This is a genomic window from Actinomadura sp. 6K520 (assembly GCF_004349245.1).
Classification (GTDB): Bacteria; Actinomycetota; Actinomycetes; order Streptosporangiales; family Streptosporangiaceae; genus Spirillospora.
This window is the reverse complement of the sequence record NZ_SMLC01000102.1, coordinates 1-20,201: the sequence shown is the minus strand read 5'-3', so window position 1 is coordinate 20,201 and position 20,201 is coordinate 1. Positions and strand designations below refer to the sequence as shown.

19 protein-coding genes and 1 pseudogene are annotated in these 20,201 nt (G+C 70.8%); 11 read left to right on the top strand and 9 right to left on the bottom strand.

Annotated elements, in window-relative coordinates; all coding sequences use genetic code 11:
• Positions 1-57: 57 nt before the first annotated feature.
• The 4 genes from E1289_RS24290 to E1289_RS24275 form a co-directional block, all read right to left on the bottom strand.
• On the bottom strand, positions 58-804 hold the full coding sequence (locus E1289_RS24290; RefSeq protein WP_131983958.1) for a peroxide stress protein YaaA: 747 nt from the start codon (positions 802-804) through the stop codon (positions 58-60).
• Between the two features lie 279 nt (positions 805-1,083).
• Complete coding sequence (locus E1289_RS39770; RefSeq protein ID WP_131983956.1) at positions 1,084-1,314, bottom strand: hypothetical protein; 231 nt, start codon at positions 1,312-1,314, stop codon at positions 1,084-1,086.
• Between the two features lie 119 nt (positions 1,315-1,433).
• Positions 1,434-2,507: an ABC transporter permease gene (locus E1289_RS24280; RefSeq protein ID WP_131983954.1), complete on the bottom strand. Its 1,074-nt coding sequence runs from the start codon at positions 2,505-2,507 to the stop codon at positions 1,434-1,436.
• The gene (locus tag E1289_RS24275) at positions 2,504-3,406 is read right to left on the bottom strand and encodes an ABC transporter ATP-binding protein (RefSeq protein WP_131983952.1); all 903 of its coding nucleotides are present in this window, start codon (positions 3,404-3,406) and stop codon (positions 2,504-2,506) included. Before E1289_RS24275 ends, E1289_RS24280 begins: the two co-directional genes overlap by 4 nt.
• Positions 3,407-3,631: 225 nt before the next feature.
• Here E1289_RS24275 and E1289_RS24270 point away from each other — a divergent pair, with 225 nt between their 5' ends.
• The gene (locus tag E1289_RS24270; RefSeq protein WP_131983950.1) at positions 3,632-5,722 is read left to right on the top strand and encodes a DNA topoisomerase IV subunit B; all 2,091 of its coding nucleotides are present in this window, start codon (positions 3,632-3,634) and stop codon (positions 5,720-5,722) included.
• A 229-nt stretch (positions 5,723-5,951) separates the two neighbouring features.
• On the opposite strand, the gene E1289_RS24265 is transcribed toward E1289_RS24270, so the two are convergent.
• Entirely contained in the window at positions 5,952-6,518 is a 567-nt protein-coding gene (locus E1289_RS24265; RefSeq protein WP_131983948.1) for a thioredoxin family protein, read from the bottom strand.
• 53 nt (positions 6,519-6,571) lie between these two features.
• Between E1289_RS24265 and E1289_RS24260 the strand changes: the two genes are divergently transcribed.
• The 3 genes from E1289_RS24260 (at position 6,572) to E1289_RS24250 (ending at position 8,918) form a co-directional block, all read left to right on the top strand.
• The gene (locus tag E1289_RS24260) at positions 6,572-6,934 is read left to right on the top strand and encodes a nuclear transport factor 2 family protein (protein ID WP_131983946.1); all 363 of its coding nucleotides are present in this window, start codon (positions 6,572-6,574) and stop codon (positions 6,932-6,934) included.
• A 155-nt stretch (positions 6,935-7,089) separates the two neighbouring features.
• On the top strand, positions 7,090-8,070 hold the full coding sequence (locus E1289_RS24255) for an alpha/beta hydrolase (RefSeq protein ID WP_131983944.1): 981 nt from the start codon (positions 7,090-7,092) through the stop codon (positions 8,068-8,070).
• Positions 8,067-8,918 carry an SDR family NAD(P)-dependent oxidoreductase gene (locus tag E1289_RS24250; protein WP_207929119.1) on the top strand — a complete coding sequence of 284 codons (852 nt, stop codon included), beginning with the start codon at positions 8,067-8,069 and terminating at the stop codon, positions 8,916-8,918. The genes E1289_RS24255 and E1289_RS24250 overlap by 4 nt, the downstream gene beginning before the upstream one ends.
• A gap of 48 nt (positions 8,919-8,966) precedes the next feature.
• Here the strand turns inward: E1289_RS24250 and E1289_RS39765 are convergent, their stop codons facing one another.
• On the bottom strand, positions 8,967-9,551 hold the full coding sequence (locus tag E1289_RS39765) for a G5 domain-containing protein (protein ID WP_243713107.1): 585 nt from the start codon (positions 9,549-9,551) through the stop codon (positions 8,967-8,969).
• Positions 9,552-9,674: 123 nt separating this feature from the next.
• Positions 9,675-12,158: a DNA topoisomerase IV subunit A gene (locus tag E1289_RS24240; RefSeq protein ID WP_131983938.1), complete on the bottom strand. Its 2,484-nt coding sequence runs from the start codon at positions 12,156-12,158 to the stop codon at positions 9,675-9,677.
• Positions 12,159-12,305: 147 nt separating this feature from the next.
• On the opposite strand from E1289_RS24240, the gene E1289_RS24235 reads away from it, so the two are divergent.
• The 5 genes from E1289_RS24235 to E1289_RS24215 all read left to right on the top strand — a co-directional run bounded on the left by E1289_RS24235 (position 12,306) and on the right by E1289_RS24215 (position 17,307).
• Positions 12,306-13,469 (top strand): lactate 2-monooxygenase, encoded by a 1,164-nt coding sequence (locus tag E1289_RS24235; RefSeq protein WP_131983936.1) that lies wholly within the window; start codon positions 12,306-12,308, stop codon positions 13,467-13,469.
• Positions 13,470-13,504: 35 nt separating this feature from the next.
• Complete coding sequence (locus E1289_RS24230; RefSeq protein ID WP_131983934.1) at positions 13,505-14,785, top strand: alpha-amylase family glycosyl hydrolase; 1,281 nt, start codon at positions 13,505-13,507, stop codon at positions 14,783-14,785.
• A 91-nt stretch (positions 14,786-14,876) separates the two neighbouring features.
• Positions 14,877-15,521 (top strand): ABC transporter ATP-binding protein, encoded by a 645-nt coding sequence (locus E1289_RS24225; protein ID WP_131983932.1) that lies wholly within the window; start codon positions 14,877-14,879, stop codon positions 15,519-15,521.
• A 41-nt stretch (positions 15,522-15,562) separates the two neighbouring features.
• Positions 15,563-16,705 carry a histidine kinase gene (locus E1289_RS24220; protein ID WP_131983930.1) on the top strand — a complete coding sequence of 381 codons (1,143 nt, stop codon included), beginning with the start codon at positions 15,563-15,565 and terminating at the stop codon, positions 16,703-16,705.
• Entirely contained in the window at positions 16,702-17,307 is a 606-nt protein-coding gene (locus E1289_RS24215; RefSeq protein WP_131983928.1) for a response regulator transcription factor, read from the top strand. The genes E1289_RS24220 and E1289_RS24215 overlap by 4 nt, the downstream gene beginning before the upstream one ends.
• A 29-nt stretch (positions 17,308-17,336) precedes the next feature.
• Here the strand turns inward: E1289_RS24215 and E1289_RS24210 are convergent, their stop codons facing one another.
• Both E1289_RS24210 and E1289_RS24205 read right to left on the bottom strand, forming a co-directional pair.
• Complete coding sequence (locus tag E1289_RS24210; RefSeq protein WP_131983926.1) at positions 17,337-18,026, bottom strand: class I SAM-dependent methyltransferase; 690 nt, start codon at positions 18,024-18,026, stop codon at positions 17,337-17,339.
• A 73-nt stretch (positions 18,027-18,099) separates the two neighbouring features.
• Positions 18,100-18,669, bottom strand: a complete 570-nt coding sequence (locus E1289_RS24205) for a hypothetical protein (protein ID WP_131983924.1) — start codon at positions 18,667-18,669, stop codon at positions 18,100-18,102.
• 224 nt (positions 18,670-18,893) lie between these two features.
• On the opposite strand from E1289_RS24205, the gene E1289_RS24200 reads away from it, so the two are divergent.
• Both E1289_RS24200 and E1289_RS24195 read left to right on the top strand, forming a co-directional pair.
• Positions 18,894-19,814, top strand: a complete 921-nt coding sequence (locus E1289_RS24200) for an STM4015 family protein (RefSeq protein ID WP_131983922.1) — start codon at positions 18,894-18,896, stop codon at positions 19,812-19,814.
• Positions 19,811-20,201: pseudogene (locus E1289_RS24195) on the top strand (hypothetical protein); the annotation flags it as partial. The gene E1289_RS24200 and the pseudogene E1289_RS24195, both read left to right, overlap by 4 nt.

The window sequence follows — 20,201 nt, the reverse complement described above, 5'->3', positions numbered from 1 at the left end:
CGGCACCTGAACGTCGGCACGGCCTGAGCCCGGCGAGGCGGGCCTGGGAGGCCCCGCTCAGTCGTGCAGGATGACGTCGAGGTTCGTGCCGTTCAGTTCCGCGGTGTGTCCGAGGTCGGCGACGGCCTTCAGCAGTTCGTCGGGGGTGCGCGGTGCCGCGCCCGCCTTCAGCAGGTCGTGCGCGACCCGCCCGCGGGTCGCCTTGGCCATGTGGCTCACCACGGTCCGCCGCGTCTCGCCGCCGGCGACCCGTTCCCGGAACACCCGCACGGCCACCGCCGGCCGGGGCGCCTTCCACACGGACGCGTACGGCCCGGAACGCATGTCGATGATCAGGCCGCCGCCGTCGAACCGCAGTGCCGCGCGCATCGCCGGGCGCCACAGCGCGCCCAGACGGCCCGCAGAGGGCAGGGACACCGCCATGGCGAGCCGGTATGGCGGGACGCGGTCGGTGAGCCTCAGCGCACCCCACAGGCCCGAGAAGACGATGACCTGCTCGGCGGCGGACGTGGCGTCCAGGCCGGCGAGGTCCAGGTTGTCGTAGAGGACGCCGGTGTAGAGCTGCGCGACCGGCAGCGTGGCGGCCTCGCGCAGGGCCCTGTTGCGGGCCAGCGCCTCCTCGGCCTGCCCCGCCGGCAGCTTGAGGACGTTCGGCGCGTCGGCGCGCCGGCTGACGTCGCTCAGCGCCGCAAGGAGGCGCTCACGGACCGGGGTGAGGCCCGGGAAGCTCAGTGACGCCAGGTCCACGGGAGGTCCGTCCCCCTCGGTGGCCTTCTTCTCCGACGGTGGCAGCAGGATGTGCACGATTCTCCGATGGGGCGGTGCTCAGGACGGCGGTGTTCCGGGACGGCGGGTTCCGGCACGGCGGGCGCGGACGCGGTGACCGGGACTTGTGCAGGTCAGCGACCATCATGCTCGGGTGAGGAATGCCACTCCGAAGTGAGTGTGCGGCGAATGCGTGATCCCCATCACCGATTGTAAGCAGAGAGTGCGCATATCGTGACTCAGCGGAGTCATCGGGAATGGCGAACGGCGGCCACCGTCTCCGATGGCCGCCGTTCATGGCTCCTGCTATATGGGGATCTACCGCTCCTCGGCTGGAGTGGTGGCCGATGCTTCGTTGAGTCGGTCGGTCTCGTCCTGAATGTCGGCCCCGTTGGCACGGAGAGCTTCTGTGTACTTGCGACCGTGGTGGGCGCAGAACAGAAGGTCGCCGCCGCCTACAAGGACCGCACGGACGTAGGCCTGGGCGCCGCAGCGGTCGCATCGGTCGGCGACGGTCAGCGGCTTGGTTGGGGCAAGGGCTCCAGTCACGGCACCTTCCTCATGCTCGGGGTCGGTACTTAGGAGAACATCTAACCCGACGTGGACGTTCCCAACCTGGTTGTTCGTACGCCCACAGCAGAATGGGCCAATTAGTGACCGAGGTCACATCAATGCGCCTCCCATCTGAACAGGCGTACGGCGATCAGTGAGCCGGCCACCGCGACGCCCACCAGGATGCCCATTTCGGGGAGGACGGACCCCGGCCCGAGACCGCGGCTCATCACATTGAGCATGCCTTCGTTCAGGTAGCGCAGCGGGAAGATGTGCGACAGCGTCCGCATCCAGCCCGGTGCCTGTTCCAGGGGGAAGAACGAGCCGCCCAGGAACGCCATGGGCAAGACGATCAGCTGCGTCACCGCGTTGGCCGTCTCCTGGGTCTTCGCCCACGCCCCGACCAGCATCCCTATGGACAGGAAGGCGAGCACGCCCGCGATCAGCAGCGGTATGGCCATCCACCAGGCGCCCTCAAGTTGCAGCCCGAACATGGGGAGCTGCGCCACCAGCACGAACAGCGCGAACTGCACGAGGGCGATGGCGAGGCTGACCGCGACCCGCGCGGCGAACACGGTGGGAATCGGGGCAGGGGAGAGCTGGAGGCGGCGCAGGATTCCCTTGGTCCGCCATGTCACGAGCGTCTGGGACGCCCCGAAAACGGCCGCCGACGCCAGCGCCCAGCCCAGCAGGCCGGGCGTGAAGAACTGGATGGCCTTGAGTGAGTCGTCCTCCACCTGCTGGGTGGCGAGCGTGTAGGCGGGCGGCTCGCCGGTGGCGGACTGGTTCGCCGCCTGGACGATCGAGTTCATGAGCCCGCGCACCGTCCCGGCCCGGACCTGGTCGGCGGCGGAGTAGTGCACGACCAGCCGGTCGCCCCGCTGCTCCACGGCACCCGCCGCATCGCCTTTCTCCACCTGGCGGAGCGCGTCGGCGCGGTCGGACGCCGCAGTGACCTTGAGGACCCTGCCGAGTTCGTCGCCGCCCTGGGCGAGTGCCTGGTCCAGCACCGGGGCCTGGCCGATCTTCAGCACCTCCACCTTGGGCGTGGACTGGCCGCTGAAGACCCCGCCGAAGATGACCAGGAACATCAGGGGGAACAGGACGGTGAAGAACAGCGCGGTCCGGTCCCGCCGGAAACCGAGGTACATGGCACGGGACAGGCTCTTGAAGCTCTGGTACGTGCTCACGCCCTGTACTCCCGTCCGGTGACCTCCAGGAAGACGTCCTCCAGCGTGGCGCCGCGGATCTGCACCCCGTCGAGCGCTCCCTTGCCCGCCATGGCCGCGACCACGGCCGATGGGTCGCGGGTGGAGATGGTCAGCGAGATACCGTCGTCGGCGGCCTCGTCCGCTCCCGGGAGGAGCCGCGCGTCCTCCGCCGTGAGGACGCCGCTGGCCACGCTGATCTTGGCGGGGGCGTCCAGGCCGCGGACCAGTACGGCCGGCGGGCCGAGTTGCAGGAGCCGGCCCTCGTCCATGATGGCGACGCGGTCGCAGAGGATCTCCGCCTCGTCCATGTAGTGCGTGGTCAGGACGACCGTGCGGCCCCCCGTGTTGATCCCCCGCAGGACGTCCCACAGGTTGCGGCGGGCCTGCGGGTCCAGGGCGGCGGTCGGCTCGTCCAGGAACACGATCTCCGGGTCGTGCACGAGCGCGCAGGCGATGGACAGGCGCTGCACCTGGCCGCCCGAGAGCTTCTCGACCGGGACGTCGGCCTTCTCGTCCAGCCCGACCAGCTTCAGCATCGCGTCGCTCTTCCTGGCGGGGACGCCGTAGAGCGAGCCGAACGTCCGCAGCTGCTCGCGCGCCGTCAGCCGCTCGAAGAACGACGACGACTGCAGCTGGACCCCGATCCGGGGCAGCAGCCCGGGGTTTCGCGGCCACGGCGACATGCCGAGCACCGAGACCTCCCCCTCGTCGGCCTGCCGCAGCCCCTCGATGATCTCCAGGGCGGTCGTCTTCCCCGCGCCGTTCGGGCCGAGGATCCCGAAGAACTCGCCCTCCTCGACACTGAACGTCAGCCCGTCCACGGCCCGGACGTCCCCGTACCGCTTGCGTAGGCCCGTGACCTCGATCGTTTTCGCCATGCGGAGGACGATAGGGGGGTGTATGTGGGAAACACACCCACCCAAAGGTGGACCTTCAGGTCTGGAAGTCGGGGTGCCGGGGCCCGCGCCGGGTAGCCTGGCCAACCAACCGGGTCCGCCGTGCCGACGTGCCGCAACGTCGGTGGCGGCGAGCCATTCGGTGGATTGTCGGCGGCCGGGGGTACCCTGCTGCCGACCGTCCTACCCCCGAGGAGCACACGCACGTTGACCGCCGCGACCGCCGAAGCGACAACCGAAGACCCGCACGGCTACTCCGCCCGGCACCTCTCGGTGCTGGAGGGCCTGGAGGCCGTGCGCAAGCGACCCGGGATGTACGTCGGGTCGACCGACAGCCGGGGCCTCGCCCACTGCCTGTGGGAGATCGTCGACAACTGCGTCGACGAGGCCCTCGCCGGCTACTGCACCCACATCAGCGTGACGATGCACGCCGACGGGTCCTTCGAGGTGGCCGACAACGGCCGCGGCATCCCGGTCGACCTGGAGCCCAAGACCGGGCTCGCCGGTGTCGAGCTGGTCATGACCCGGCTGCACGCGGGCGGCAAGTTCGGCGGGGTCTCCTACACGGCGTCCGGCGGCCTGCACGGTGTCGGCGCCTCCGTCGTCAACGCGCTGTCCGCCCGCCTGGACGTGGAGGTCGACCGCGACGGCCACACCCACGCGATCAGCTTCCGCCGCGGCCTGCCCGGCGAGTTCGCCGATGACGGGCGCCCGAACGCCCGGTTCCGGAAGAGGTCCGGCGTCCGGCAGGTCCGCAAGGTCGCCAAGAAGGTCACCGGCACCCGCGTCCGCTTCTGGCCAGACCTCCAGATCTTCCTCAAAGAGGCGACGGTCGAGCAGTCCCTCGTCCTGGACCGGATGCGCCAGACCGCGTTCCTCATCCCCGGTCTCACCATCGACGTCCGCGACGAGCGCGGCGAGGAGATCCTCGACGAGACCTTCCGCTTCGACGGCGGTATCGGCGAGTTCTGCAGCTACCTCGCCAAGGACGCCCCCATCATCGATGTCCTGCGGCTCCAGGGCCGCGGGCACTTCACCGAGACCGTCCCCGTCCTGGACGACCAGGGCCACCTGACCCCCACCGACGTCGAACGCGACCTCGAGGTCGACATCGCGCTGCGCTGGGGCACCGGCTACGACACCGTCACCAAGTCGTTCGTCAACGTGATCGCCACCCCCAAGGGCGGCACGCACGTGCGCGGCTTCGACCGCGCCGTCCTGAAGGTGCTCAACGAGCAGCTCCGCGCCACCAGGCTGCTGAAGAACGGCGACGAGGACGTCATCAAGGAGGACGTGCTGGAGGGCCTCACCGCCGTGGTGACGGTCCGCCTGCCCGAGCCCCAGTTCGAGGGTCAGACGAAGGAGGTCCTCGGTACCTCCGCCGCCACCCGCATCGTCTCCCAGGTCGTCACGCGCGAGCTGCGCGAGATCTTCGAGAACCCGCCGCGCGGCCAGAAGCAGCCGCTGCGGGCGGTGCTGGAGAAGGTCGTCGGTGCCGCGAAGACCCGCATCGCCGCCCGCACCCAGCGCGACAACCAGCGCCGCAAGAACGCGCTGGAGAACTCCGCGCTCCCGGCCAAGCTCGTCGACTGCCGCACCGCCGACGACCGCAGCGAGCTGTTCATCGTCGAGGGCGACTCGGCGCTCGGCACCGCCAAGCTGGCCCGCGACTCCGAGTTCCAGGCGCTGCTGCCGATCCGCGGCAAGATCCTCAACGTGCAGAAGGCGTCCGTCGCCGACATGCTCAAGAACGCCGAGTGCGCCGCGATCATCCAGGTCATCGGGGCCGGCTCGGGCCGCACCTTCGACAGCGACGCGGCCCGTTACGGGCGGATCATCCTGATGGCGGACGCCGACGTCGACGGCTCCCACATCCGCTGCCTGCTGCTGACCCTGCTCTACCGCTACATGCGGCCGATGCTGGAGGAAGGTCGCGTGTACGCGGCCGTCCCGCCGCTGCACCGCATCGAGCTGACCAAGCCCAGGAAGGGCCAGGACAAGTACGTCTACTGCTACAGCGACGGCGAGCTCACCCGCAAGCTGGTCGAGTTCGAGCGCAAGGGCCAGCGCTGGAAGGAGCCCGTCCAGCGGTACAAGGGCCTCGGTGAGATGGACGCCGACCAGCTCGCGGAGACCACCATGGACCCGCGGCACCGCATCCTGCGCCGCATCCGCATCGAGGACGCCGAGGACGCCGCCAAGATCTTCGACCTGCTGATGGGCAGCGACGTGGCGCCGCGCCGCGCGTTCATCACCGCCGGCGCCTCCGAACTCGACGCCGAACGCATCGACGTGTAGCCCGGCGGTGTAGCCCGGCCGAGGGTGACGCGGGCGTCCACCCGCCGGTGGGGAGCGGAAGCCGAGCCCGGCGCGGACGAGGTCGCCCGCGCCGTGACCTGGGCCCGCGAGCGCGGTCTGGCCGGCTGAACGACCACGGCGTAACTCGGCCGGTGTTGTTCAACCGGTGTTGTTCAACCCGTGTGATTACCGGCGGCGTAATTACACCGGCTTGATTACACCGGCTCGATTAGCCCGGCTCGTTGCCGGGCTTCCATTTGATCCCGCAGCCGAGACTGGGCGTGTGCGGCTCGGGGACGGCCTTGCCCGCGAGCACCAGGTCCAGGGCCGCCCTCAGCGAGGCGCCGTCGGACGGTACGTCGTTCCTGGGCCGCGCCCCATCGAACTCGCCCCGGTAGGCGAGATGGCGTTCCCGGTCGTACAGGAAGAAGTCGGGCGTGCAGGCGGCCTTGAACGCCTTCGCCGTTTCCTGGGATTCGTCCACCAGGTACGGAAAACGGAATCCGGCGCGCTCGGCCTGCGCACGCAGGTGGTCGGCGTCGTCGTCCGGATAGTTGGAGACGTCGTTGCTGCACACGGCGACGGTGGCGAGCCCCTTGGCCGCGTACTCCGCGGTGACGGCGCCGATTCCGTCCTCGATGCGCCGCACGTACGGGCAGTGGTTGGACAGGAAGACCACCAGCAGGGCGGACGCCTCCGCGAAATCCGCCTCCGACACGGCGCCGCCCTCGATGGACGGGAGCCGGAACGCGGGGACCGGTGAGCCGAGCGGGACCATGAACGATGCGATAGCCATGTGCCCATCATCGTGCACCAGCGACCAAGCGATCGCTTGCTAGGCTTCGCCCCATGCCGTCTCAGGAGCACATGAAGCAGGCCCTCCAGACCTACGTCGACGCCTTCAACACCGGCGACACGGCGGCCATATCCGGCCTCTACGCCGACGACGCCGTCATTGAGGACCCGGTCGGCAACCCGCCGATCACCGGCCGCGCCGCGATCGATGAGTTCTACACCAACGCCATCGCCGGCGGTGCCAAGCTCACCCTGGACGCCCCGATCCGCGGCTCCCACGGCGACCGGGCCGCCATGGCCTTCACCGTCGACATCCCGGGCATGCGGATCCGCGCGATCGACGTCATGACCTTCGACGCCGACGGCAAGATCGTCCGCATGGACGCCCACTGGGGCCCGGACGACATCGAGACCTGAGTCCCGGTGCGGCGAAGCGGGAGGCGGGCCGCCGGGCGGGCGCGGTCGCCCGGTGCCGTGATGGACCCACCCTCCCGCTCACCGGGACGTCCGGTACCGGTGTTGCCGGACGTCCTGCAGAGTCGTGATCGACCCTGTCTGGAAGGGGCCGCGGCGTGGCCAACCGGAGTCATCGGTACGCGAAGATCAACGGTCTCGACGTCCACTACGTGGAGGAGGGGCAGGGGCCGCTGGTCGTCCTCCTGCACGGCTTCCCGCATCTGTGGTTCAGCTGGCGCCACCAGATCGGCCCGATCGCCGAGGCGGGTTTCCGGGTCGTGGCGCCCGACATGCGGGGCATGGGCGACACCGGCGGCCCGGCCGACCCGCGGGAATACGGCGTCGACAGGATCGTCGGAGACCTGGTCGGCCTCCTCGACCATCTCGACGAGGAGAAGGCGGTGTTCAGCGGCCTAGACTTCGGGCTGTTCGCCGCCTATGACCTCGCCTACCACCATCCCGAGCGGATCGCCGCGATCATCGGGCTGGAGAACCCGTTCATCACGCCGAGCGAGGAACCGCCGCTGGCGCTGGCCGCCCGGCAGGCCCGGCGGCACTTCAACCACATCCACTATTTCGCCGCTCCGGGTGTGGCCGATCGCGATCTCGCCGCGGCGCCGGGCGAGTTCCTGCGCAAGCTGTTCTACGCGCTTTCCAGCGACTACCACTATCTCGACGTCTGGCGGCGGCCTCCCGGCACGTCCTATATCGACGCCCTGCCGGAGACGCCGCCCCTTCCGTGGACGTGGCTGAGCGAGGCGGAACTGGAGTTCTACGTGGCGGCCTACAGCCGCAGCGGCTTCACCGGCGCCCTGAACTGGTACCGGGCGATGGACCTCTCCTGGGAGTATCGCAAGTCGTACGCCGGAAGTAAGAACCCGGTGCCCTTCTATTTCATCGGGAGCGAGCAGGACGCCGACCTGGAAGGCTGGCACGGCAACGATCCCCTGACCAAGCTGGCCCGACACCACGAAGACGTTCGCGAAGTACGGATGATAAAGAACGCCGGGCACATGATGCAGATGGAGAAGCCCGCCGAGACGACGGCGGCCATGCTGGAATTCCTGACGACCGGCCGGGAGGCCGAATGGGCTTGACCGAAGACCGTGTGGCGGTGGTCACCGGGGCCAGCCGGGGCGCCGGCAAGGGCATCGCGCTGGCACTGGGCGAGGCCGGGACGACCGTCTATGTGACCGGACGCACCAGGGAGGCGGGCGCACTGCCGGGCACGGTCCTCGATACGGCGGCAGAGATCAACGCCCGAGGCGGTACCGGCATCCCAGTGATCTGCGACCACTCCCAGGACGACCAGGTCGAGGCCCTGTTCGAGCAGGTGGAACGGGAGCACGGCGCGCTGGACGTTCTCGTGAACAACGCGTTCGCCATTCACCCGGACCTGGCCCGCAAGGGCCCCTTCTGGGAGAAGTCGCTCGCGCTCCAGGACATGTTCGACGTGGGAATGCGTTCCGCCTACGTGGCCAGTTACTACGCGGCGCCCCTGCTCATCAAGAACAACGCCGGCCTTATCGTCAACACCTCGTCATTCGGCGGCCGCTGCTACATGCACGGCCCCGCCTATGGGGCGGGCAAGGCCGCCGTGGACAAAATGGCCCACGACATGGCCGTGGACTTCAGGCCCCACAACGTCGCCATCATCTCCCTCTGGATGGGCCTACTGAAGACCGAGCGGACCAAGGCCCTGTTCGAGGGCGCCCCCGACCGCTACAAGTCCTTCGCGGCCGCCGCGGAGTCCCCCGAATTCACCGGCCGCCTGATCGACGCCCTGACCCGCGACCCGCACCTGATGAAACGAAGCGGCCAGGTCCTCATCGGCGCCGAACTGGGCGAAGAACTGAACGTCCGGGACATCGACGGCACCAGCCCGCGCTCCCACCGCGAAACCCTCGGCGCCCCACCGGCCTTCAACAAGGCCATCGTCCAGTAGTCCCGATCAGCGGCCGGGAGCAGCCCTGCGCCATCGCCCCGCCCCGTGTCAGGATTCGCAGGCGATGCCGTCGCCGTCGCGGTCCAGGTCGTAGATGTCCGAGCCGATGATGCGGACGGGACCCCGCACGTACGCCGGGCCATTGCCGCTGCCGCCCGCGCAGTCGACGTCGCTGGCGATGGGCACGCAGGCGCCGCTGTAGTTCGGGTCGCAGGACCGGGCTCGCTTGGTACCGACCGCGATGATCCGGGTGACGGGCTTCTTCGTGACCACCTCGCGCAGCAGTTTCGTCTCCGTTTTGGTGCCGTTGGTATAGGTCACCACGTAGGTGAGGGTCTTGGTTCCCGTGGCGCCGCGCTGCCTCACCTTGGTTCTGCCCTTGGCGAGGGTGGGGTCGTTCACCCTTCTCGTCTTATAGGGGATCTTGCGTGTTCTCGTGACGGTGCGCTTCTCGGCCGAGGGGGTGGGCTCGGCCGAAGCGCTCGTCGTGGAGGGCACGGCCGCCGCCGCGGGCGACTCACTCGCCGTCGCGTCCGCGGACGAGCCCGCCGTGAGCGGCTCGGTCGGCTCGGCGCAGGCACCGAGGGCGATTAATGCGCTGACCGCCACGACGGCCTGGATGATGCGTCCCATGACTTCCCCTAAGTTGGGACAAATCATCCGGCTGCCATTTCGGCCGGGTCAAGCGTGGGAAATACGGAAAATCAATCCGGGTTGGTCCCGGGCCGGGGGAGTGGTGGCCCGGGACCTTTCCGATCATTCCTCGGTCGTGTCCTCTTCGGGGGGCTCGCCGATGGGGCCGCTGATTGCGGCGATGGGCTTGTCGAGTTTCTCGCCGGAGCCGTCCCGGCGGCCCATCGTCACGTTGAGCATGACCGGTTTGCCGTTGGCGGCCGTGGCGCGGAGGGGGGTCGGGGCCGCCCACGCCTGCAGGAGGACGTCCTCGCCCTTGAGGAAGCGGTGCGAGCGGACGCCGCCGGTCGCGCGGCCCTTGGCCGGGAAGTCGGCGAAGTCGGCCAGCTTGATCGCGCCGGTCTGGGTGCCGGGCAGGGCGGACGACGAACCGGAGATCGTGATGACGCGGGCCTCGCGGGCGGGGTCGAGGGCGCCGAACCACCGGACGCGGGCGTCCGCGCCCAGCTTGATGCCCGCCATGCCGCCTGCGGCGCGGCCCTGGGGACGGACGAGTGAGGCGGCGAAGTGCAGCAGCTGGGCGTCGGTGCTGATGAAGACGAGATGCTGGTCCTCGGAGAGGAGCTGTATCGCTCCGACGACGCGGTCGTCGTCCTTGAGGGTGATCACTTCGAACTCGTCGCGGTTGGCGGGGAATTCGGGGACGACCCGTTTCACCACGCCCTGGGCTGTTCCCAGGGCGAGGCCGCCGCCCACCTCGGAGACGGCGCCTATGCCGACGACCGTTTCATCGGGTTCCAGGTCGACGTACTCGGCCACCGGCGCTCCGCCCGCGAGGGACGGCGGCGTCGCCGAGGCCGGAAGCGTCGGCAGGTCGAGGACGTCTATGCGGATCATCCGTCCGTGGGACGTCACCGCGCCGACCTGCCCCCGGGCCGTGGCGGGGACGACGGAGACCAGGACGTCGTGGTTCGCGCGCGGGCCGCTGTCCGGCAGCGGGGACGCGTCGTGGGTGCGGGCCATGAGGCCGGTGGACGACAGCAGCACCGTGCAGGGGTCGTCCGCCACCTCCAGGGGGACGGCGTTCGCGGCGGTCTGGCCGGAGGACTCGAGCAGGATCGTCCGGCGCGGCGTGGCGAACTCCTTGGCGACCTCGCCGAGCTCCTTGGAGACGACGCCGCGGAGCTTCTTCTCCGATTCGAGGATCGCGGTCAGCCTGGCGATCTCCTTGGCGAGCTGCTCCTTCTCCTTCTCCAGCTCCAGCCGGTCGAAGCGGGTGAGGCGGCGCAGCGGGGTGTCCAGGATGTACTGCGCCTGGATCTCCGACAGCTCGAAGATCTGCATGAGGCGCTGCTTGGCCTGGGCGGCGTCGTCGCTCTGCCGGATGACCTGGATGACCTCGTCGATGTTGAGGAGGGCGACCAGCAGGCCGTCCACGAGGTGCAGGCGGTCCTCGCGCTTCTTGCGGCGGTGCATCGAGCGGCGGCGCACGACGTCGATGCGGTGGTCGACGTAGACCTGCAGCATGTCGCGGAGGCCGAGGGTGCGGGGCTGCCCGTCGACGAGGGCGACGTTGTTGATGCCGAACGTCTCCTCCATCGGGGTGAGCCGGTAGAGGTCGGCCAGGACGGCCTCGGGGTTGAAGCCGTTCTTGATCTCGATGACCAGGCGGAGGCCGACGTTGCGGTCGGTGAGGTCCTTCAGGTCGGAGATGCCCTGGATCTTCTTGGCGTTGACCAGTTCCTTGATCTTGGCTTTGACGCGTTCCGGCCCGACGGCGTAGGGCAGCTCGCTGACGACGATGCCCTTGCGGCGGGGCGTGACGTTCTCGATCGTCGTGGTGGCGCGGGTGCGGAACGTGCCCCGGCCGCGCTCGTAGGCGTCGCGGATGCCCTCCAGCCCGACGATCTTCCCGCCGGTGGGCAGGTCGGGGCCGGGGACGTGGCGCATCAGGTCGTCGAGCGTGGCGTCCGGGTGGTCGATCAGGTGCCGGGCCGCGGCGATGACCTCGCCGAGGTTGTGCGGCGCCATGTTCGTGGCCATCCCGACCGCGATGCCGGACGCCCCGTTGACCAGCAGGTTCGGGAACGCCGCCGGCAGGACCTCCGGCTCGGTCTCCTGCCCGTCGTAGTTGGGGCGGAAGTCGACCGTGTCCTCGTCGATGGAGGCGACCATGAGCATCGCCTCGCGGGACAGCCGGGCCTCGGTGTACCGCATGGCGGCGGGCAGGTCGTCGCCGCCGAGCGAGCCGAAGTTGCCGTGCCCGTCGACCAGCGGCATCCGCATCGCCCACGACTGCGCCATCCGCACCATCGCGTCGTAGATGGCGCTGTCGCCGTGCGGGTGCAGCTTGCCCATGACCTCGCCGACGACGCGGGCGCACTTGACGTGCCCGCGCTCGGGGCGGAGCCCCATCTCGTTCATCGAGTACAGGATCCGGCGCTGGACGGGCTTCAGGCCGTCCCGGGCGTCCGGAAGCGCCCGCTGGTAGATCACCGAGTAGGCGTACTCAAGGAAACTGCCGCGCATCTCCTCGGAGACATCGACGTCGACGATGTTCTCTTCGAAGTCCGGCGGGGGAGGGGATTGGGATCCGCGTCGTGCCATGCCCCACATTGTGGCCGGTCCCTGGGACAAGTTGTGCCCGCCCCACCCGGCGAGCCGCCCGGTACGGCCGATCGATGTCGTTCCGTCACCTCCGCGGACCTGGCAGATTGAGGGCCGACGGTTTCGTTTCGAAAGGCGGAGGTTCCCGTGAGCTCGCTGGCCGACTTCCAGAACTCGATCTATCTGCAGGGCCTCGGCGACGTGCGCCCCGCGCTGCCCACGGACCTGACGAGGCTGGAGGGGCTCGCCGAGCGGTCGCTGTCGGCGCAGGCGTTCGGGTACGTGGCGGGGTCGGCGGGGACCGGCGCGACCGCGCGGGCCAACCGGGAGGCGTTCGACCGGTGGCGGATCGTGCCGCGGATGCTCAGGGACGTGTCCGAGCGCGACCTGTCGGTGGAGGTGCTCGGCACCGCGATGCCGTCCCCGGTGCTGCTCGCGCCCATCGGCGTCCAGTCGATCCTGCATCCGGACGGTGAACTGGCCGTCGCGCGGGCGGCGGCGGCCGAGGGGGTGCCGATGGTGCTGAGCACGGCGTCCTCCTACTCCATCGAGGACGTCGCGGAGGCCAACGGCGAAGGGCCTCGCTGGTATCAGCTGTACTGGCCGAAGGACAGGGAACTCGCCGTCAGTTTCCTGGAGCGGGCCAAGGCTGCGGGGTACACGGCCCTCGTCGTCACTCTGGACACGTTCACGCTGGCCTGGCGGCCCCGCGACCTGGACCAGGCGTACCTGCCGTTCCTGCGCGGCATCGGGGTCGCGAACTACTTCAGCGACCCCGTGTTCCAGAAGGCGGTCGGCGGCCCGGTCACCGACGCCAACCGCGACACCGCGCTCCTGCACTGGGTCGCGAACTTCGGTAACCCCAGCCTCACCTGGGACGACCTCATCTTCCTGCGGGACCACTGGGACGGCCCTATCGCGCTCAAGGGCATCCAGCACCCCGATGACGCCCGCCGGGCCGTGGACGCCGGGATGGACGGCGTCATCGTCTCCAACCACGGCGGACGCCAGGTGGACGGTGCGGTCGCGTCCCTGGACGCGCTGGCCACCATCGTCGACGCGGTCCGCGGCCAGGCCACGGTGCTCTTCGACAGCGGAATCCGCACGGGTGCAGACGTCGCCAAGGCGCTGGCACTCGGCGCCAAGGCCGTGATGGTCGCACGTCCGTACGCGTATGGGCTGGCGCTGGGCGGTCAGGCGGGCGTCCAGCACATTCTGCGCTGCCTCCAGGCCGAGCTGGAGCTGACCATGGTTCTCGCCGGAATCACCCGCCCGGACGGGTTGTCCCTGGAGACTCTCGTGCGCGCGTGACTGTAGCCGCCCGCATTCGGGGTAGGGGAGTGCGCATGCGCTGGCCCGATCACGTCATCTGGTGGCATGCCTATCCCCTCGGCTTCGTCGGAGCCGTGCCGGGCGAAGGCGTAGCGGATGGGACGCCGGGACCTCGGCTCGGGCGGCTGCACGGCTGGCTCGACCACTTGGTGGAGCTCGGCTGCAACGGGCTGGCGCTCGGGCCGGTGTTCGCGTCCGAGACCCATGGCTACGACACCGTCGACCACTACCGCGTCGATCCCCGGCTCGGAGCGGAGGACGACCTGCAACGTCTCATGGAGGAGGCGTCACGGAAGGGCGTTCGTGTTCTGCTCGACGGTGTCTTCAACCATGTCGGACGGGGATTCCCGCCCTTCGCCGACGTTGCCGCCAAGGGGGACGAGTCCCCGTACCGGAAGTGGTTCCATGCCGACCTGCGCACCTTCGAGGGGCATGACCGTCTCGTCACGCTGAACCACGCCGAACCCGAGGTCGCCGCCTACGTCACCGACGTCATGACCCACTGGCTGGAGCGCGGCATAGACGGCTGGCGCCTCGACGCCGCTTACGCCGTCCCGCCGGAGTTCTGGCGTACGGTCATCGACCGTGTCCGCGTGCGCTTCCCCGATGCCTGGTTCGTGGGGGAGGTCATCCACGGTGACTACGCGAGGCTGGTCGAACAGACCGGATTCGATTCCGTCACCCAGTACGAGCTTTGGAAGGCCATCTGGAGCTCACTGAACGACCGCAACTTCTTCGAACTGGCCCACGCGCTTGGCCGCCACGACGAAATGCTCGGCACGTTCGTCCCGCAGACGTTTCTCGGCAACCACGACGTGACCCGCATAGCCAGCCGCCTGGACGACGAACGGCAACTGGCGCACGCGCTCGTCATTCTGCTGACGATCGGGGGCGTCCCGTCCATCTACGCCGGGGACGAGTTCGCTTTCGAGGGCGTCAAGGAAGAGCGTGAGGGAGGGGACGACGCCATACGCCCCGCCTTCCCGGCACGTCCCGACGAGACCCCTGGTCATGGGCAGGTCCACCACCGCCTCCACCAAGAGCTGATCGGACTCAGGCGACGGCACCCGTGGCTCGTCCACGCTCACACCACAGTGGACACCTTGACCAACACGGCCCTCTCCTACACGGTGGGGCACGGCGACCAGCGGCTCGCGGTCGTCCTGAACCTGGCCGACGAGCCCGCGAAGGTGGACCTGCCCGACGCCGCCTGGACGTGCGCGGCCGGCCGAGCCGACTTCTCCGAAGTGGGCGTCACCGTCCCCCCGGCCGGATGGGCCGTCGCCGAACCATGACATCCGTCATGGGCGGCCCCTGAGATCCTCACGGCCGTTTCCTGATGGCTGTGACTGCACGCCGGCGCCCCCCGCGGCCAGCATGGATGTCATGAAGGCACCCGTGATCGAGGTACGCGACCTGGACCTGAACGAGGCCGTCCGGAACGTCTCGTTCACCGTGGGCGAGGGCGAGGTCTATGCGCTGCTGGGCCGGTACGGCTCGGGCAAGACGACCCTGCTGGAGATGCTGGCCGGGCTCCGCCGCCCGACCGGCGGGTCGGTCCGGCTGCGCGGCGCCGACCCCTACACCGAGCGGGAGACCGCGCGGGCCGCGGCCGTCTGGCGCGACGGCGGCCTGTTCCCCGGCCTGACCGTCGCCGAGATCGTCGACGCGTGGCGGCGCTGGACGCTCGACCCCCTCACCCGCGACGAGGCGCTGCGCCTCGCCCGCCTCACCGACGTCGCCGACACCCCGTTCGAGCGGCTCACCGCGGGTCGGCGGCGCATGCTCGACCTGGCGCTGGCCCTGGTCGGGCGATCCGACGTGCTCTTCCTCGACGAGCCCACCGCCGGGCTCGACGGGACGGACGCCCGCGAGGTGTGGTCCGTCCTGCTCATGCTGGCCGCCCACGGGGTCAGCGTGGTGCTCACGACCCGCGACCCCCGGGAGGCGTGCAGGGCCGACCGGGTCGGGGTCATCGACGAGGGACGCCTGGTCACCGGCCGCGACGCCGCCCGCCTCCGCGCCGCCTGACGACCGCGAACCGTCCCTTGACAGCCGAATACGCTGGGCCCGTGCAGCCCGGCATCCCGCGCCCCACCGTCATCGCCGCGATCCTCGTGGGGATGACGGCGCTGACGCTGTCCGGGCTCCTGCTGCCCGCGCTCTGGTACGAGGTCTTCCACCGGCGGGACGCCGGCTACCTGCTTCTGGCGCTGACCGGTGTCGGCGCCGTGCTGGCCCTCTACGCACGGCTCCTGTGGCTGAACCTGATGCGGCGGACGGCGCCCGGGCACCGGTTCGGGCTCGCCGCGATCGCGCTGATCTGCTGGGCGATGCCGCCGCTGCTCGGCACCGGCCAGGGCTGGGGCAACGCGCTGCTCGTCCCGGCCGGGCTGATCGCCGTCGTGCTGCCGGTGCGGGAGGCGATCGCGGCGACGGCCGCGGCCACGGCCCTCACCCCCGTCTACGCCGTGCTCCTCGGGCTGCCCGCGCTGACCGTCCTGTACGAGGTGACGGGCATCCCGCTGGCCGCCTTCTCCGGATACGTCACGGTGTGGCTGTTCCACGTCGTCCAGGAACTCCGGGAGGCCCGCGCCGAGCTGGCCCGGTCCGCGGTGGGCGAGGAGCGGCTCCGGTTCGCCCGCGACCTGCACGACGTCCTCGGCCACAGCCTCCAGGCGGTCGCGCTGCGCGCCGAGGTCGCCGAGCGGTTCCTGGAACGCGACGACGGGCGGGTCCGCAAGGAGCTGACCGAGATCCAGACGATGGCGCGGGACGCCGTCCGGGACGTGCGGGAGGTCGTCCGCGGCTACCGGGCGACGAACCTGCGCACCGAGCTGGACGGCATGTCGGCCGTCCTGCGCGCCGCCGGGATGCGCTGCGAGCGCCCCGCGGTGCCGCCGTCGCTGCCCGCGCACGTCCACGAGCCGCTCGGCCGGGTCGCCAGGGAGGCCGCCACGAACGTGCTGCGGCACTCCAGCGCCACCTGGTGCGAGATCACCGTCGCGGCGGACGCGGGCGGCGTCCGCGTGGAGATCGTCAATGACGGCGCCGCCCGCCGGTCCTCCGGAGACGCGGGCAGCGGCCTCGCCGGGCTGGCCGAGCGGATCACCGCCGCGGGCGGCGAGTTCACCGCCGGCCCGGGAGGCGACGGGACCTTCCGGGTGACGGCCAGCGTCCCGATGGTGCCCGTTCCGGCGGAGGGAGAGGCATGATCCGGGTGCTGCTGGCCGACGACCACCTGCTGATCAGGGAGGCGCTCGTCCTGCTGCTGGAGACCGAGGACGGTATCGAGGTCGTCGCCGACGTCGGCCGCGGCGACGAGGCCGTCGGGCGCGCCCTCGCCCTCAAGCCGGACGTGGCCGTCCTCGACATCGACATGCCCGGACTGGACGGCCTCGCCGCCGCCGAACGGCTCTCCCGCGACCTGCCCGGCTGCCGCCTGGTGATCGTGACCGCGCACGGCCGGCCCGGCAACCTGCGCCGCGCCATGGCGGCCGGCGTCCGCGGCTTCCTCGGCAAGGACGCGCCCGGCGCGCGGCTCGCCGAGGTCGTCCGGCAGGTCGCCGCCGGCGCCCGGTACATCGACCCGCAGCTCGCCGCCGACGCCCTCGCCGCGGAGGAGTGCCCGCTCACCCCCCGCGAACTCGACACCCTCCGCGCCGCCGCCGACGGCGCCCCGGTCTCCCGCATCGCCCGCGGGCTGGGCCTGTCCGAGGGGACCGTCCGCAACTACCTGTCCGCCGCCGTCACCAAACTGGGCACGGACAACCGGCACGCAGCCGCCCGCACCGCCCGCGAACGCGGCTGGCTGTAGCCGGCCCTGGAGCCGACCCTGTAACCGGCTCAGCGGCGGGCCAGCACGAGGCAGCCGCGTTTCGTCACGGGGAGGGGCACGTGGAGGTGGCCGGCCGACTCGGCGGCCTCCACGCGGGACATGTGCCGGGCGATCAGGTAGTCGCGGATCGCGTCGCGGTCGGGAAGTGTCATCAGCGGCGCGTCCCAGCGCTCGACCTCCGCCTCCGCGAAGACCTCGCACACGCGGTCGGGGGCGTCCTCGGCGTCGAACGTGGTGGGTTCGGGACGCCACGCGGGCGCGAGCTCCGGGCTGTCGGCCCGGGAGATCGCCGAGGCGAGCAGCATGCCGCCCGGGGCCAGGACGCGGTGGGCCTCCCGGAGCGCGAGCCCGGGGTCGTCCAGGTGGTAGAGCATGTTCACGGCGACGACCGCGTCGAACGCCCCGTCCCGGAACGGCAGGCGCCGGGCGTCGGCCTGCACGCGCGGTCCCGGATGGGCGCGCAGGAGCACGGCGGACGCATCCAGGCCCACCAGCAGGAACGGCGGCGAGCCGGCGAACACGGCGCTGAGGGCGCCCTCGCCGCAGCCCACGTCCAGCACGCGGGACGCGCCCGCGTCCAGCAGCTTCGACGCGACGTGGTCGTGCAGGCTCCGCGCCCCAATCAGGTACTGGCGCGTGACCCTGCTGGCGAGGCGGAAGCGCTCCGGGTCGTCGTCGTAGTCGGGCGTTAGGGCCATGGACTGAGTCTGCCCTGCCGATCGTGTCGAAAAGCTCCGCCGTGCACCGGCCCGGCGGTGCCCCGGCCCGATGTCAGCTCTGTGTGCGCGCCGGTACGGCCGGGCGGTCGAGATCCAGCGCGTCCAGGACCGATCCGTCCGCGGCAAGGGCCTCGATGACCGGGCCCCTGCGGGCTCCCCACACCACGGCGACGTGCCCGTGCTCGGGGACGTCCAGCAGCCGGTTGCCGACCCGGATCCGGGAGACCTCCGCCGACGCCCGCAGCCGCGCCTCGTTGACCCACTTGGCGCCCCACGGCAGCAGCCGGTTGGAGTTGCGGACCGTCCGGCCCGACCCGTACTTCATCAGGTGGCGGCCCATCTCGCCCGACGAGCGGCGGGCGAGGGGCTCCTCGGGGGCGGAACCGCCGGCGCCGCCCAGCTCCCGCCACTCGCCGTCGCGGCGGTGGAACGTCCAGCCCTCGATGAAGGCGGGCGCCGAACCGTCCCACCGGTGTAGGAACGTTACAACGGCGACGTCGCCGTCCATGTCGAGTCCCAGCGGAAGGAAGCCCCGTCCGTCGTCGAAGGCGGCGGGAGCGGGGACGGGCATGCCGTCCCGGAGGAGTCGCATGCACTCCTCGTGCACCTCGTGGTCGTTCATGCTCGGGACCTCTGGTCGTGCAGGCAGGGCAAGGGGCCCTCCGCGAAGAGGGCCCCACGTTCGACTCACTCTAGAGGTCCGGCTCGCCTGCTTTCACCCGTCTGAGGTACGTCCGTTGACGCATCGCCATACGTCCGACATGTGGCCGTGATGATCGGGGTTTGCGCAGGTTCTGTCGTTCTTTCCTGATAGGACTCAGTCCCGACAGGATCACGGAGGGGACCATGGGCGAGCTTGAGGAATACGCCGGACTGCCGGTGGCCAGGTACAACGACGAGACGGCGGCGGACGCCGAACTCCCGCCGGCGGCCGAGGCCGCCTGGTACGTCGGCACGAGCTTCGACAGCGAGTCGTTCGGCGACGTCTTCGCCCGGTTCCGGCAGGCGGTCGACACCACGCGGATCACGGCGCTGATCATCGGTTACTGGGGCGCCTCCTACGACCAGGACCCCGCCGACCCGGTGCGGGAGCTGACGGCGGCCGCCGCGTCCTTCCCCCGGCTGCGGTCGCTGTTCCTCGGCGACATCGCCGCCGAGGAGGCGGAGATCTCCTGGATCGAGCACTCCGACATCTCGCCCCTGTTCACGACGTTCCCCGACCTGGAGCGGTTCGAGGTCCGCGGGGGGAGCGGGCTCGTCCTCGAACCGGTCAAGAGCGAGCGGTTGCAGGTCCTGCGGTTCGAGTCGGGCGGGCTGCCCGCGTCGGTCGTCCGGGCGGTGGCCGCGAGCGAGCTGCCGAACCTGCGGCGGCTCGACCTGTGGCTGGGCGTCCCGGACTACGGCGGCGACGCGACGGCCGCCGACCTCGCGCCGATCCTGTCCGGGGAGCGGCTGCCCGCCCTGCGCCACCTGGGGCTGGAGGACTCCGAGATCCAGGACGAGATCGCGGCTGCGGTCGCGGGCGCGCCGGTGGTGGCGCGGCTGGAGACGCTGAGCCTGGCGATGGGGACGCTCACCGACCGGGGCGCCGAGGCGCTGCTGTCCGGCCAGCCGCTCACCCACCTGCGCGCACTCGACCTGCACCACCATTTCCTGTCGGACGCGATGGTGGAGCGCGTCAAGGGGGCGCTTCCCGGGGTCGAGGTCGACCTGAGCGAACAGGAGGAGCCGGACGGCGACTGGTTCTACGCCTCGGTGACCGAGTGACGTTCGCCGTGGTCGGCGTGCCCGGCGACCGGCGCGCCGGGCTGTTCGCGGCGGCGTGCCGGTCGGCCGGGCTGGCCGGGCCGCGGCTCATCGGCTGGGCGGACGTGCTGCGCGGAGCCGAGATCGTCCTGCGCCCGGGGGAGCTGCTCCGGATCGACTCACCGGGTGCGGACCCCGAGGCCGACGCGCTCCTGCGCGGTCCCGGCGACCCGGCCCGCGTGGGCGGCGGCGCCCGGTGGCACCGGACGTTCACGGCGGCGCTGCGACGCCTGGCGGAGGGCGCCTCCGCCTCCGGTGCGCGGGTCGTGGGCGACGTCGAGGAGATCGCGGTCATGTTCGACAAGCGGCGCTCGCACGCGCGGTTGCGGGCGGCGGGCGTCCCCGTCC